We start from the raw sequence: 13,734 nt of genomic DNA, 5'->3' as shown, positions 1-13,734 counted from the left end.
CCCCGGGTCAGTCGGCGGTGACGCGCTCCGCGAGGCGGACTGCGGCGTGCAGCACGAGGTCGCCGTCCTCGGGGTCGGCGGCGGCCTGCTCGGGCACGAGGCCGCCGAGCAGGGCGGCGGGCTGGGTCAGCCAGGCCCACACCCGCCAGGGGTCCATCCGGGCGGCGAGCAGGGGCTCGAGGACGGGCGCGAGGTCGGGGCGCAGCTCGCCGGCCGCGGTGAGCTGGAAGGCCGGCACCACGCTGCGCTCCTCGACGGGCACCACGAGCAGCCGGTGCGTCGAGGCCGCCTTGTGCACCGCGAACCGGGTCGCCTCGAGCGACGTGCCGCGCACCTGCGCCAGCGACGCGTAGTCGAACCAGGGGGTCGCGAGCAGCTCGACCCGCAGCCGCGCGTGGCGGCGGAGCACCAGGAGCGACACGGGTACGGCGTGCTCCGGCTCGGTCCCCTCGCTGCGGAGCAGCTGCTCGACGTCCTGCAGCTGCTCGGCCGTCAGGTCGCCGCCGGTGCCGGGGTCGATCCAGCGGGCGAGCCCGCCCTCCCCGTCGCGACGGAACGTCGGCAGGCCGGCCTCGGTCAGGTGGCCCTCGAGTCCCAGGGACTCGATCCAGGTCGCGAGCTCCTCGCCGGTCGCCGCCCGCTGCTCCTCCGTCACGGTCCCAGCCTGCCGCATCGGGCCCGCTCAGCCGCAGCCGCCGACCGCGAACCCGCGGCAGCTGTCGTCCGCGCCACCCCGGAGCACCCGGTCACGCCCCTGGCCGCCCGCGAGGTCGTCGGCGTGCGGGCCGGCGATCACGCGGTCGTCGCCGCCGCGGAGGCGGACGGTCGTGGCCCCGTCGCTGAGGGTGAGGTCGAGCAGGTCGCGCGCGTCCGAGCCGAGGAACGTCCACGCGGCGCCGTACGCCAGCGCCCAGGACTCGACGCCCGTGAGCGTGCTGGTGCCGGCCACCCCGGCAGCGGCGAGCGTGCCCGCCCGGGCGTCCACCGTGGCCGTCCGGGCGTGCTGCCCGCGGCCGCCGCGGAGGCGGACCGCGTCGTCGCCGGCGCCGAGGTCGACCCGTGCGCCGCGGACGTCGGCGCGCAGCTCCACGGTGTCGCCGCCGTCGCCGACCGCGACCGTGACCGGCTGCCGCCCGCGGACGAAGACGTACTCGGAAGCGCCGCCCGCGGTCACGACCGCGTCGCGGCCGCCGTTGCTGCGCGCGCTCTGGTACGACAGCCCGCCACCGGGGCCGAGGTCGAGGCGGTCGTCGCCCGACGGGTCGCCGCCCGGCGGGTCCAGCACGACGTGGTCGGACCCGTCGCCGGTGCTGACGGAGTCGTCGCCCGCCCCGGCCCGGATCCGGTCGGTCCGGGGACCGCCGACGACGACGTCGTCGTGCGCCGACGCCTCGACCCGCAGGCCGGCGCCCAGGACGATGGTGTCGGTCCCCTCACCGGTCGCGGTGCCCTGCGCGCCCGAGAGGTCGATGGCGACCCCGGCGGCCGCGTCCTCCCAGGTCACGGTGTCGGGCTGGACGACGTTGCCGGTGCCGCGCGGGCCGGCATCGAGCCAGTCGTCGCCCGGCCCGCCGGCGAGCCGGTCGCCGAAGACGTCCTGCCCCCGGTCGGGCGTCACCCGGTCCTCGCCGCCGGCCAGCCGGTCGTCCCCGGCCCCGCCGTGCAGGACGTCGGCCCCCGGGCCGCCGCAGACGAGGTCGTCCCCGCCCCGCCCGTCGACGACGTCGTCCCCGCCGAGCGCGACGACGACGTCGGGACCCGGCGTCCCGGTCATCGTGTCGGCGCCGGGCGTGCCGACCACGGTCGCCCGCTGACCCAGGCACGTCGGGGGTGGCGCGGCGGCGTCGGCCGGGATGGTCGTGAGGCCGCCCGCGACGGCGGCGGCGAGGAGGGACAGGACGGGGAGGAGCGTGGTCGGGGTGCGCATGTCGGGTACGACGCACGCCCGGCCGCTCCGGTTCGCGCGGCCTCCGGGCCCCGCGCCCGCTCACCGGGACGCCGGCTGCGGCCGCCGCGGACCGGACCTAGCGTCCGGGCACCCGAGCCCCCAGGAGCGCGCATGGCCGACCGGCTGCAGGACAGGACCGCCATCGTCACCGGCGGCGCCAACGGCATCGGCCGCGGGATCGTCCGCGCGTTCGTCGCCGAGGGCGCCCGGGTGATGGCCGTCGACGTGGACGAGGAGCGCGGCGAGCAGCTGGCCGCGGAGCTCGGCGACGCCGTCCGGTTCCTGGCGGTCGACATCTCCCAGGAGGCCAGCGCGGAGGTCGTCCGGGACGCCGCGCTCGCGGCGTGGGGCTCGGTGCACGTGCTGGTCAACAACGCCCACGCCAGCCGCCAGGCGCCGTTCGTGGAGACGACGATGGAGATGTTCGCGCTCTCCTTCGACACCGGGTTCTACCCGGCGTTCTGGCTGATGCGGGCCTGCTACCCCGACCTGCGCGCCACGCGCGGCTCGGTGATCAACTTCGCCTCCGGCGCCGGGCTCGTCGGCCACCCCACGCAGCTGTCGTACGCCGCGGCGAAGGAGGCCGTGCGGGCGATGAGCCGCGTGGCCGCCCACGAGTGGGCCGAGGACGACATCAACGTCAACGTGATCTCACCGCTGGCCCGCACCGAGGGCGTCGACCGGTTCCTCGCCGAGCACCCCGAGCGCGAGGCCGCGCTGCTGCGCGGCGCGCCGCTGGGCCGGCTGGGCGACCCCGAGGCCGACATCGGCCGCGCCGCGGTCTTCCTGGCCAGCGACGACGCCTCCTACATCACCGGTCAGACGCTGATGGTGGACGGCGGCGGCGTGATGCTCCGCTGACCGCTGGTCCGCCGGACCCGGCCGGACCGGGCGTGCGGGCGACGCCCCTCCCCGCGCTGGCCCGGAGGCGGTCGGACACGGCCACGACCTCGTCGCGCAGGGCGCCGGGGCTGATCACCTCGAAGTCCCAGCCGAGCCCGGCCAACATGCGGGCCATGCCGTCGAGGTGCTCGACGCGGGCCCGGAGGAGCACGCCGTCGGGGTGCTCGTCCAGCCGTCCCACGCTCGGGGGCAGTCGCTCGCCCGCCTCCGCGAGGGTGGTCCGCAGCACGACGGCGACCTCGTGGGCCCACCCCACCGCAGCGATGCCGGACACGACCTGCGTCGTCGCGTCGAAGTCGGCGGGCACGACGTAGGAGCCGTCGCCCTGCCTGACCGACGCGATGCGGTCCAGGCGGAAGGTCCGCACGTCGTCGCGGCCGTGGTCGTGCCCGGTGGCGTACCAGCGGCCGGAGTGGAAGACCAGGCCGTAGACGTCGACCTCACGCTGCGACTCCTGCCCGTCCCAGGCGGTGTAGGCGATCACGACGGTGCGCCGCGCCTGCGCTGCTCCGGCGAGGTCGAGCAGCGTGTCGGCGCCGGCGGGAACGCTGGCGCGCGCCGGGGTCGTGAAGTGCGCGGTGGACAGCAGGTCGTCGAGCCGCTGGCCGAGGGCCCGCGGCAGCACACGTGACACCTTGGCCAGCGCGCTCGCCGTCGCGGCGTGGTCGGTGGTGGCGAGCCCCGTGCGTTCCGCGGCCCGCAGGCCCAGGACGACCGCGACGGCCTCGTCGTCGGTGAGCATCAGCGGCGGCAGCTTGTAGCCCGGTGAGAGCCGGTAGCCGCCGTACCTGCCCCGCTGGGCCTGGACCGGGATCCCGAGGTCGGCGAGGTGCTCGGCGTAGCGCCGGACGGTCCGCTCGTCGACCCCGAGCCGCTCCGCGAGATCGCCGACGGTGCGCTGCCCGCCTGCCTGGAGCAGCTCCAGCATCGCCAGCACGCGTGCGGTGGGGCGGGTCACGGCGCTCCTCGCAGTCGCCTGGAGACGGCCGCGTTGCGGGTCCGGCATACCGGGCGGAAAGTGTCCACAAACCACTCTAGCGTCGGCGACATGAACCCCAGCACCTACGTCCTCGTCCCCGGCTTCTGGCTCGGCGCCTCGGTCTGGCGCCCCGTCGCCGACCAGTTGGGCGAGCACGGCCACGTCGTGCACGCCGTCGACCTCTCCGGCATGGGCGAGCGCGCGTCCCTCGCCTCGCCGGAGACCGACCTGACGACCCACGTCGACGAGGTCGTGCACCTGCTCGAGCAGCACGACCTCCACGACGTCGTGCTCGTCGGCCACAGCTACGGCGCGCTCGTGACGACCGGTGCGGCGGACCGCGCGCCCGAGCGCGTGGGCCGGCTGGTCTACGTCGACTCCGGCCCCCTGCCGGACGGCATGGCGCAGGCCGACTTCGAGGGACCCGACGCGCGGGCGGCCAACGAGGACCTGGTCAGGACGCACGGCGAGGGCTGGAAGCTGGCGCCGCCGGCCTGGGCCGTGCTCGCCGCCGAGGTGCCCGACGTCGGCGACGATGCCGTGGCGGCGCTGGCCGACGCCTCGCAGCCGCAGCCCTGGCGCACCGCCACCCAGCAGGTCGAGCTCGCCGGCGCCTGGGAGCGCCTGCCGCGGACGGGCGTGCTGTGCACCTTCACCCTCGAGCAGGTGCGGCAGATGGCGCCCCACGCGCCGGTGTTCGCACACATGGTCGACGGCGACTGGACGTACGTCGAGCTGCCGACGTGGCACTGGCCGATGGTGAGCCGACCGGTGGAGCTCGCCCGGGCACTGGAGTCGGCCAGCCGCTAGGCGCTCGCGTCCGGCCGGAACGACGAACGCCGGTCCCGAGCCCCTCGCGGAGCCCGGTCCCGGCGTTCCTGACACTTTCGTGTCCGCGGCTGGAGACCTAGGTGTCCAGCCCCTGGCGGTGGCGGAGGGATTTGAACCCTCGGTGGGCTTGCACCCACAAACGCTTTCGAGGCGTTCTCCTTAGGCCGCTCGGACACGCCACCGCGGGAGAACATACCGGAGGGCGCACGCGGCCGTGAAATCAACCGCCGGTCGTCGCCGAGGCCGCGGCCGCGGCAGCGAGCCGGTCCTCCGAGAGTCGGTAGGACCGCCGTGCCGTGCCGGACCACACCTGCTCCCGATCACCCTCCGGCAGCTCGGCGAGGACCTCGGCGAGACCGGCGAAGACCCGGTCGTAGCCACCGGCCGCCACCGAGATCGGCCAGTCCCCGCCGTACATCAGCCGCGAGGCGCCGAAGAGCTCGACGGCCCGCTCGACGTAGGGGCGGACGCCGTCCGGGGTCCAGGAGCCCATGTCGGAGCCGGGGTAGAGCCCCGAGACCTTCGCGTGGACGTTCGGGCCCTGCGCCGCGGCCGCCATGAGCGAGGCCCACGGCTCCCCCACCGGGTCGCCGACCGGCGGCTTGGCGAGGTGGTCGACCACGAGCCGGAGGTCGGGGTGGCGCTCGACCAGGGTTGGCACGTGCTCGAGGTGGCGCGGCAGCACCGCGACGTAGTCGAAGGTGACGCCGGCCGCCTCCAGGACCCCGAGGCCCTCGTCGACCTCGGGCCGCAGGATCCAGTCGGGGTCGGGCAGGTCGTGGATGAGGTTGCGCACGCCGACGACCCGGTCGTCGCCGCGCAGCTCCTCCAGCCGCCGGGCGGCCCGGTCGGGCCGGTCGAGCGGGACGTGGACGACGACGCCGACGACCTCGGGGTGGGCGTCGGCGACCTCGAGCATCAGGTCGGTGTCGCCGTCGTGGTCGTCGGACTGCACCAGGACCGTCGCCCCCACCCCGTTGCGGCGCAGGTGGGGGGCGACCTCCTCGAAGGTGAAGGTGCGGTTCCACTGCGGGACGTGCGGTCCGAGCCAGGGGTACGGCGACCGGTCGAGGTCCCAGACGTGCTGGTGGGCGTCGATGATCACGGCGGGTCTCCTCAGACGGCGGCGGGACGCGGGTGCCGGGTGGTCCAGTAGGCGCCGTCGGGGTAGGCGTACTCGGCGACCGACGAGGCGTGCATCTGCGCGCTGTAGCCGGGCTGCGAGGGCAGCCGGTAGGCGCCGTCCTCGACGATGCAGGGGTCGGTGAAGTGCTCGTGCAGGTGGTCGACGAACTCGGTGACCCGGTTCTCCGTGGTCCCGGAGACCGCGACGTAGTCGAAGACCGAGAGGTGCTGGACGAGCTCGCACAGGCCCACGCCGCCGGCGTGCGGGCAGACCGGGACGCCGAACTTCTTGGCCATCAGGTAGACCGCCACGATCTCGTTGACGCTGGCCAGGCGGGCCGAGTCCAGCTGGCAGAAGTCGATCGCCTCGGCCTGGAACATCTGCTTGAACAGCACCCGGTTCATGCCGTGCTCGCCGGTCGCGACGCCGATCGGCGCCACCGCCCTGCGCACCGCCGCGTGCCCGAGGATGTCGTCGGGGCTGGTCGGCTCCTCGATCCACAGCGGCTTGAACTCGGCGAGCGCCTTGACCCACTCGATCGCCTCCGGGACGTCCCAGACCTGGTTGGCGTCGATCATCAGGTGGGCGTCCCAGCCGATCACCTCGCGGGCGATCGAGCAGCGGCGGATGTCGTCCTCGAGGTCGGCGCCGACCTTGAGCTTGATGTGCCGGTAGCCCTGCTCGACCGCCTCGGCGGCCAGCCGGCGCAGCTTGTCGTCGGAGTAGCCGAGCCAGCCCGCGGAGGTCGTGTAGCAGGGGTAGCCGGTCCGCTCGAGGTCGGCGACCCGCTCGGCCCGGGTGGGCACCGTCTCGGCGAGCATCGCGATCGCCTCCTCGCGGGTCAGCGCGTCGCTGAGGTAGGTCAGGTCGGTCGCGTCGACCAGCTCCTCGGGCGTCATGTCGACCAGCAGCCGCCACAGCGGCTTGCCCGCGACGCGCGCCGCGAGGTCCCACACGGCGTTCATGACCGCCGCCATCGCCAGGTGCTCGACGCCCTTGTCCGGGCCCAGCCAGCGCAGCTGGGAGTCCGACGCCAGCTCGCGGTAGACGCCACCGAGGTCGGCGACGACGTCCTCGACGACCCGGCCGACGAGCGGCTCGCCACGCCGCTGCGCGGCGAGCGTGCAGATGTCGTTGCCCCGGCCGATGGTGAAGGTGAAGCCGTAGCCGGCGACGTCCGGGTCGTCGGTGCGCACCACGACGTACGTCGCCGAGTAGTCCCCGTCCTTGTTCATCGCGTCCGAGCCGTCCATGGACAGGGAGGTCGGGAAGCGGACGTCGGTGACGTCGACGGCGGTGATGCGGGTCATGTGGGCTCCTGGGTGGGGGCGTGGAACGGCGGTGCCGTGGTCGGAAGGGCGTCCCAGAGGTCCTCCGGGATCGTGCGTCGGTACCGGTCGACGGCGTCGCCGACCTGGTCCGGGCCCGCCGCGCCGACCACCACGGAGACGACCGCGGGGTGGCGCAGCGGGAAGTGGACGGCGGCCTCGGGGAGGGTCACCCCGTGGGCCTCGCAGAGGTCCGCGAGCGCGTTCACCCGGTCGACGAGCGCGGGCGGTGCGGGTGCGTAGTCGTACGTCGGGTCGGGGCCGGGACGCGGGCGGGCGAGCAGCCCGGAGTTGTAGACCCCGGCCGCCACCACGCCGACGCCGCGCTCGAGCGCCGCCTCGAGCAGCTCGTCGGCCTGCTCGAGCAGGGTGTACCGCCCGGCGCACATCACCAGGTCGACGTCGTGCTCGCGGACCAGCTCGGTGAGCGGCCCGGCGAGGTTCATCCCCGCCCCGACGCCCCGGACCAGGCCCTCCTCGCGCAGCTCCAGCAGCGCCGGCAGCCCCTCGGTGACCGCCTGCGCCCAGTGGTCCTCGGCGTCGTGGAGGTAGACCACGTCGATCCGGTCCAGCCCCAGCCGCTCCAGGCTGTCCTCGACCGATCGGCGGACGCCGTCGCGGCTGAAGTCCCACACGCGCCGGGTGGAGGCGGGCACGGCGAAGCCCTGGTCGTCCTGGCGGCCGGCGCCGTCCGGGTCGGGCACGAGGAGGCGACCGACCTTGGTGGAGAGCACGTAGTCCTCGCGCGGGTGCCGGCGCAGCAGCTCGCCCAGGCGGCGCTCGGACAGGCCGAGCCCGTAGTGCGGCGCGGTGTCGAAGTACCGCACACCGGCGCCCCAGGCGGCGGCGAAGCCGGCGGCGACCTCGCCGTCGCTGACCTCGCGGTAGAGGTTCCCGAGCTGGGCGCCGCCGAGCCCGAGCTCGGTGAGCTCCAGGCCGCGGACGGTGCGGGTCGGCAGGCTGCCGGTCGCGGCGCTCACCGGACGGCCTCGAGGTCGTCGTGCCGAGGGGCACCGACCAGGGCCTCGACCGCGCGCTGCGCGGTGCCGAGGGCCGGGTCGACCGGCTCGCCGCGCCAGACCACGGCGTCCACGAGCTCGTTCAGCACGTCGACGACCGCCGGGAGGGCGGCGATCCGGGGCAGCGGCCGCGAGGAGGCGTGGGCGGCCTCGAAGAGCGCGTGCTCGGGCTGGGCGGCGAGGACGTCGGGGTGGCCCCACGTGCTCCGCCGCGCCCCCGACGCCCCGGCCTGCGTGGTGGCGAGGTCCATCGCGGCCGAGGCGGCGTGGCGCAGGTGGGCCCACGCGCGGTCCGGCTCGGCGCAGGCGGTGGTCACGCAGGCGACCCAGAAGGCGTTGACGGTGGTCGTGGGGGTGCCGTCGTCGTGGGTCGGCGCGACCGCGCAGGCGTGGTCGTCGGCGACCGGCCCCGCCGCCGCGAGGGCGGCGTACCCCGCCCAGTTGACGACCACGCCCACACCGCCGGCGGCGAACTCCTCGCCGCTGCCGTTGCTGTCGAGGTCGTGGGCGTGCGCCGGGACGAGCGTGGTCGCCACCCGCCGGAGGAACGCGAGCGCCTCGCGCACGGGTGCGCTGTCCACGGTGACCCGGTCGCCGTCGAGGAGGTCCCCGCCGCAGCGCCACAGGTGCAGGACGAGGTCGTAGACGTTGTTGTGCCCGTCGGGGGCACCGGCCAGCACGGTGCCGGCGCGGCCGGGGCCGTGCAGGGCCCCGGCGACCTCGACCAGCTCGCTCCAGGTGCGGGGCGCGTCGAGGCCGGCGCGCGCCAGCAGCGAGGGACGGGTGAAGAGCAGCTGCGGCCCGTCGTGGAAGGGCAGGCCGTGGACCTCCCCGGCCCAGGTGACGCCCTCGTGGAACGACGGGGACCACGCGTCCGGCCAGCCCTCCGGCGGGTCGGTGGCGACGTACGCCGCCACCGACCGCACGCGGCCGGCCGCGGCGAGCGCGGGCAGCCAGTCGGCGGGCACGACGAGCAGGTCGGCGTCCGGGGCGTCGGGGCCGAGCACGGCGGCCTGCAGCTCGGGCAGCCCGAGCCAGGTCGCCTCGACCTCGACGGGCCCCGCCGCGGCGTGCGCGGCGACCGCCCTGCGGAAGCCGGCGAAGTCCCTCCCGAGCAGCCGCAGGGGCCGAGCGGGGCGCGGCTCGGTCATCCGCCCCTCTTGTTGGTGAGGTAGAGGTGGGTGAGCACCAGCACGGTCTCGTCGCGCTGGTTGGTCACCGTCACCAGCTCGTGGACGTAGCCGTGGGTGTCGGCCATCCGCTTGTGGTCGGACTTCTCGGTGATCTCGGCGCGCACCGTGATCGTGTCGCCGATGAAGACCGGCTTGACGAAGCGGATCTTGTCGTAGCCGTAGGACATCGACTGCGGGTTGATGTCGCCCGCGGTCATGCCGACGGCCACCGACATGATCAGCGTGCCGTGGGCGATGCGCTGGCCGGCCGGCTGCGTCTTCATCCACTCGGCGTCCATGTGGTGGGGGAAGAAGTCCCCCGTCTGGCCGGCGTGGAGCACCACGTCGGCCTCGGTGATGGTCCGGCCGACCGACGTGCGGTGCTCGCCGATCTCGTAGTCCTCGAACCAGCGGTCCTCGGTCCTCACGCGTCCTCCTCGACCAGCACGCGCGCCGCCAGCTCGCCGGCGCGCCGCAGCAGGTCCTCGTCGGTCAGCTCGCCGCGCAGGGTCGCGGTGACCCACGGCGAGACGGTGTCCTGGAACTCGATGTAGCCCGCCGTCCGGGGTCGGACCCAGGCCTGCTCGAGGGTCTGCCGCGTGCCGCGGAAGAAGTCCCACGAGTCCTCGTTGAGCCGGTCGTCGTCCCACGACGACGCGTAGCCGGGCTGGCCGCCGGCGTCGTAGTAGACGCCGGACTGCACCTCCGGCGAGGCGACCCACAGCGCGTAGGCCCGGGCCGCGTCGAGGTCGCCGGCGCGCGACGAGACGGCCACGCCGGCGCCGCCGAGCTGGGAGCCGGCCACGCCGCGCGGGCCGGCCGGGATGTCGACGTACTTGAGGCGGTGGGTGCGGAACCCCGGCCGGGAGTAGTTCGTGTAGCCGTAGGCCAGCGGGACGTAGGCCCAGCGGCCCTCGCCGGCGGTGCGGTCGCCCGCCAGCGCCTCGGCGACCTCGATCGGGTTGGCCGCCAGGCACCACTCCGGGACGCGCTCGGCGAGCCGGTGCATCAGGTCGAGGACCGGCGCCGCCTCCTCGGCCGAGAGGAACTCCCCCGGCCGCGCGGCCACGGGCGTGCCCCGGTTGGCGGCGAGGGTGGCCAGGGTCGACCAGGCGTCGATCGGCTTGGCCGGCCAGAGCACCCGGCCCTCCTCCGCCAGCTCGAGGACCTCCTCCCACCCGGTCGGGGCGGTCGGCAGCAGGTCGGGCCGTTGCACCGCCACCTGGGCCGCGGAGTCCGTCGCCAGGCCGTACTGCCGCCCGCCGTGGGCGTACGACGCGTGGCTGGCGCCGACCGCGTCCGCGGCGAGCGCGGCCAGCCGGTCGTCGTGGCCGGCGCCGTCGAGCGGCGCGAGCAGCCCCTCGGCCGCGGCGAGCGGCACGTGGGGGTGGTCGATGACGAGCAGGTCGTAGCGGGCCGTCAGGTCGGCCAGCGGCTCGTCGGCGAACGCCTGCAGGGAGCGGAGGTCCCACTGGACCTCGACGCCGGTGAGCCGGGCGTGCTCCTTCGCCGCGGCGACCTGGCAGTCGTAGCCGCGGGGGTGCTCCCAGGTGATGCCGCGCAGCGTGGTCATGCCGGCTCCGCGACGCTCGTGGGGCGGAGGACCGCGTCGTGCTCGCCCAGGCGCGGGGCCGGCCGGGGGTCGGTCAGGAGCCGGCCGTCGATGCGGATCGGGCTGCGGGTCGTGGTGAGGCTGAGCCCCTCACGGGTGAGCTCCTGGGTCATCGCGATCGCGCGGAACCCGTCGTGCTCGACGAGCTCCTCCAGGGTCAGCACCGGGGCGCACCAGACGTCCTCGGCGTCGAGCACGGCGAGCCACTCCTCGCGCGTGCCGGTCCGCAGGTGGGCGCTGATCAGCTCCTCGATCTCGCCCTGCCGCTCCCACCACGCCGAGGGGTCGGTCATCGAGACCAGCTCCTGGACGCCGAGCAGCCGGCCGATCGTCGGCACCGGGTTCATCGCGATCGCGAGGAAGCCGTCGCTGGTGGGGTAGATGCCGTACGGCGCGGAGAGGAACGCGTGTGCCGAGCGGGGGCCCTTGCGCTGCACGGCCACCGTGGGGTCGTTGAGCCGCGTGGTGAGCAGCTCGAACTGGAGGTCCAGCAGCGCCTCGAACAGGCTGGTCTGGGCGTGGCCGCCGCGGCCGGTGCGGAAGCGGCGCACGAGCAGGGCGGTGATGCCCTGGGCCAGGTGGCAGCTGGCGAGGTGGTCGGCCACCGCGAGCCCCACAGGCACCGGCGGGTCGTCGGCCGAGCCGTTGAGCCAGGGCAGGCCGGCGATCGACTGGGCGAGCAGGTCCTGGCCGGGCCGGTCCTTGAACGGGCCGCTGTCGCCGTACCCGCTCACCGAGCCGTAGACGACGGTGGGGTTGAGCTCGCGGACGGAGTCGTAGTCCAGGCCGATCCGCTCCATGACGCCCGGGCGGAAGTTCTGGATGACCACGTCGGCCTCGCGGACGAGGTCGCGCACCAGGGCGAGGTCGGCAGGGTCCTTGAGGTCGGCGGCGAGGCTCTCCTTGCCACGGTTCATCGCGTGGAAGGACATCGAGGAGTCACCGGCCATCAGGCCGCCGAAGGCGAGCGTGCGGCCCAGGTCGCCGCCCTGGGGGCGCTCGACCTTGATCACCCGCGCGCCGAGGTCCCCGAGGCGCAGCGCGGCCACCGGGCCGGCGAGGAACTGGCTGAAGTCGAGGACCGTGATCCCCGCGAGCGGCAGCTCGAGGGCGTCCTCCGCGCCGGTCACGAGGTCACCTGCACGGGTCGGGCCCGCAGGTGGGTCACGCCGCCGTCGACCTCGAGCGCCGAGCCGGTGGTCGAGCCCGACCGGGGGCTCGCGAGGTACGCCACCGCGGTGGCCACCTCCTCGGGGGTGACCATCCGGCCGGTCGCCTGGCGGGCGTCGAGCGCCGCCTTCTCCTTGGCCGGGTCGGGGAAGCGCTGCAGCATGCGGTCGACGAAGCCGGTGTGCACCGTGCCGGGCGAGACGCAGTTGACGCGGATCCCGTCGTGCACGTGGTCGGTCGCCATGGCGTAGGTGAGCGAGAGCACCGCTCCCTTGGAGGCGTTGTAGAGCGCCCGCTGCGGCAGCCCGTTGAGGGCACCGATCGAGCACATGTTGACGACCGCGGCGTGCGCCGAGCGGCGCAGGTGCGGCAGCGCCGCGGCCGAGACCCGGGCGACGCCCACGACGTTGACGTCGAGGACGCGGTGCCAGTCGTCGTCGGAGAGGTCCTCCACGGTGCCCACCGCGCTGATGCCGGCATTGTTGACCAGCACGTCGAGGCCGCCGAGGCGCTCGGCGACCGTGGCGACGGCCGCCTCGACCGAGGAGCGGTCGGTGACGTCGCAGGTGACGCCGAGGACGCCCGCGGGCACCTCGGAGGTGTCCAGGTCGAGCGCCGCCACGCGGGCCCCGCGGGCGGCGAGCTCCTCGACGACGGCCAGGCCGATCCCCGCGCCGCCACCCGTGACGGCGGCGACGAGCCCGTCGTACTCCCGGGTCGGGTCCGCACTCATCGGGTCGCCTGCTCGAAGGCCTGGCGCTGCGTGCCGAGCCCCTCGATCTCGAGCTCGACCACGTCGCCGGCCCGCAGGAACGGCTGGCCCTCGATGCCGAGCGCCACGCCCGCCGGCGTGCCGGTGTTGATGACGTCGCCGGGCTCGAGGACCATGAACTGGCTGAGGTACCAGATGACGTGCGCGACGCCGAAGACCATGTCGGCCGTGGTGCCGTCCTGCCGCTTGGTGCCGTTGACGGCCAGGGAGAGCCGGAGCGCCTGCGGGTCGGGGACCTCGTCGGCGGTGACGAGCACCGGGCCGAGCGGGTTGAAGGTCTCGCAGCTCTTGCCCTTGTCCCACTGGCCGCCGCGCTCGAGCTGGAACTCTCGCTCGGAGACGTCGTGGGAGACGACGTACCCCGCGACGTGCGCGAGCGCGTCGTCGGGCGAGGCCAGGTAGCGCGCCCGGGCGCCGATGACGACGCCGAGCTCGACCTCCCAGTCGGTCTTGGTGGACCCGATCGGGACGAGGACGGTGTCGTGGGGACCGACGACGGTGGAGGGGTCCTTCATGAAGACGACCGGCTCCTCGGGGATCGCGGCGCCGGTCTCCTCGGCGTGGTCGCGGTAGTTCAGGCCGATGCACACGACCTTGCCGGGCCGCGCGACCGGTGCGCCGGTGCGCAGGTCCGCGGCGCCCGGGAGCTCCTCGAGGGTGCCTGCGGCGACCGCCTCGGCGATCCGCGCCAGCCCGCCGCCGGCGAGGAAGGCGCGGTCGACGTCACCGCCGCCGAGGACGGGACGGAGGTCGAGGTGGGTGCCGTCGACGACCACGGTCGGGGTCTCGGCGCCACGGGGCCCGAGGCGGGCGATTCTCATCAGGGGTTCCTTCCGGAGGGGCGGTGTCTGGTGCAGGAGCGGGTGCGGGTGCG

The 13,734-nt window shown here is 75.1% G+C and carries 14 protein-coding genes and 1 tRNA gene; 2 read left to right on the top strand and 13 right to left on the bottom strand.

Annotated elements, in window-relative coordinates:
• Positions 1–7 precede the first annotated feature (7 nt).
• Both OSR43_RS01180 and OSR43_RS01175 read right to left on the bottom strand, forming a co-directional pair.
• Positions 8–655 carry a hypothetical protein gene (locus OSR43_RS01180; protein ID WP_302269110.1) on the bottom strand — a complete coding sequence of 216 codons (648 nt, stop codon included), beginning with the start codon at positions 653–655 and terminating at the stop codon, positions 8–10.
• Positions 656–682: 27 nt separating this feature from the next.
• Positions 683–1,927, bottom strand: a complete 1,245-nt coding sequence (locus tag OSR43_RS01175; RefSeq protein ID WP_302269109.1) for a calcium-binding protein — start codon at positions 1,925–1,927, stop codon at positions 683–685.
• 132 nt (positions 1,928–2,059) lie between these two features.
• Here OSR43_RS01175 and OSR43_RS01170 point away from each other — a divergent pair, with 132 nt between their 5' ends.
• Complete coding sequence (locus tag OSR43_RS01170; RefSeq protein WP_302269108.1) at positions 2,060–2,809, top strand: SDR family NAD(P)-dependent oxidoreductase; 750 nt, start codon at positions 2,060–2,062, stop codon at positions 2,807–2,809.
• Here OSR43_RS01170 and OSR43_RS01165 read toward each other — a convergent pair.
• Positions 2,760–3,809 carry a YafY family protein gene (locus OSR43_RS01165; RefSeq protein ID WP_302269107.1) on the bottom strand — a complete coding sequence of 350 codons (1,050 nt, stop codon included), beginning with the start codon at positions 3,807–3,809 and terminating at the stop codon, positions 2,760–2,762. The two genes, OSR43_RS01170 and OSR43_RS01165, sit on opposite strands and share 50 nt — an antisense overlap.
• A 90-nt stretch (positions 3,810–3,899) precedes the next feature.
• On the opposite strand from OSR43_RS01165, the gene OSR43_RS01160 reads away from it, so the two are divergent.
• The gene (locus OSR43_RS01160) at positions 3,900–4,640 is read left to right on the top strand and encodes an alpha/beta fold hydrolase (protein WP_302269106.1); all 741 of its coding nucleotides are present in this window, start codon (positions 3,900–3,902) and stop codon (positions 4,638–4,640) included.
• 113 nt (positions 4,641–4,753) lie between these two features.
• On the opposite strand, the gene OSR43_RS01155 is transcribed toward OSR43_RS01160, so the two are convergent.
• The 10 genes from OSR43_RS01155 to OSR43_RS01110 all read right to left on the bottom strand — a co-directional run bounded on the left by OSR43_RS01155 (position 4,754) and on the right by OSR43_RS01110 (position 13,681).
• A tRNA-Ser gene (locus OSR43_RS01155) sits at positions 4,754–4,843 on the bottom strand.
• 38 nt (positions 4,844–4,881) lie between these two features.
• Positions 4,882–5,766, bottom strand: a complete 885-nt coding sequence (locus tag OSR43_RS01150) for an amidohydrolase (protein WP_302269105.1) — start codon at positions 5,764–5,766, stop codon at positions 4,882–4,884.
• Between the two features lie 11 nt (positions 5,767–5,777).
• Positions 5,778–7,097 carry an L-fuconate dehydratase gene (locus tag OSR43_RS01145; RefSeq protein ID WP_302269104.1) on the bottom strand — a complete coding sequence of 440 codons (1,320 nt, stop codon included), beginning with the start codon at positions 7,095–7,097 and terminating at the stop codon, positions 5,778–5,780.
• The gene (locus tag OSR43_RS01140; protein WP_302269103.1) at positions 7,094–8,095 is read right to left on the bottom strand and encodes an aldo/keto reductase; all 1,002 of its coding nucleotides are present in this window, start codon (positions 8,093–8,095) and stop codon (positions 7,094–7,096) included. Before OSR43_RS01140 ends, OSR43_RS01145 begins: the two co-directional genes overlap by 4 nt.
• Positions 8,092–9,285, bottom strand: coding sequence for an ABC transporter substrate-binding protein (locus OSR43_RS01135; protein ID WP_302269102.1), 1,194 nt, complete (start codon positions 9,283–9,285; stop codon positions 8,092–8,094). The genes OSR43_RS01140 and OSR43_RS01135 overlap by 4 nt, the downstream gene beginning before the upstream one ends.
• Complete coding sequence (locus tag OSR43_RS01130) at positions 9,282–9,734, bottom strand: MaoC/PaaZ C-terminal domain-containing protein (protein WP_302269101.1); 453 nt, start codon at positions 9,732–9,734, stop codon at positions 9,282–9,284. Before OSR43_RS01130 ends, OSR43_RS01135 begins: the two co-directional genes overlap by 4 nt.
• Positions 9,731–10,879 (bottom strand): extracellular solute-binding protein, encoded by a 1,149-nt coding sequence (locus OSR43_RS01125; protein ID WP_302269100.1) that lies wholly within the window; start codon positions 10,877–10,879, stop codon positions 9,731–9,733. Before OSR43_RS01125 ends, OSR43_RS01130 begins: the two co-directional genes overlap by 4 nt.
• Positions 10,876–12,048 carry a CaiB/BaiF CoA-transferase family protein gene (locus tag OSR43_RS01120; protein ID WP_302269099.1) on the bottom strand — a complete coding sequence of 391 codons (1,173 nt, stop codon included), beginning with the start codon at positions 12,046–12,048 and terminating at the stop codon, positions 10,876–10,878. The genes OSR43_RS01125 and OSR43_RS01120 overlap by 4 nt, the downstream gene beginning before the upstream one ends.
• The gene (locus OSR43_RS01115) at positions 12,045–12,821 is read right to left on the bottom strand and encodes an SDR family NAD(P)-dependent oxidoreductase (RefSeq protein ID WP_302269098.1); all 777 of its coding nucleotides are present in this window, start codon (positions 12,819–12,821) and stop codon (positions 12,045–12,047) included. The genes OSR43_RS01120 and OSR43_RS01115 overlap by 4 nt, the downstream gene beginning before the upstream one ends.
• Positions 12,818–13,681 (bottom strand): fumarylacetoacetate hydrolase family protein, encoded by an 864-nt coding sequence (locus OSR43_RS01110; protein WP_302269097.1) that lies wholly within the window; start codon positions 13,679–13,681, stop codon positions 12,818–12,820. The genes OSR43_RS01115 and OSR43_RS01110 overlap by 4 nt, the downstream gene beginning before the upstream one ends.
• Between the last annotated feature and the right edge of the window lie 53 nt (positions 13,682–13,734).

Origin of the sequence: Nocardioides sp. Arc9.136, assembly GCF_030506255.1 — a bacterium.
Classification (GTDB): domain Bacteria; phylum Actinomycetota; class Actinomycetes; order Propionibacteriales; family Nocardioidaceae; genus Nocardioides.
This window is presented reverse-complemented; position numbering and strand designations above follow the sequence as displayed.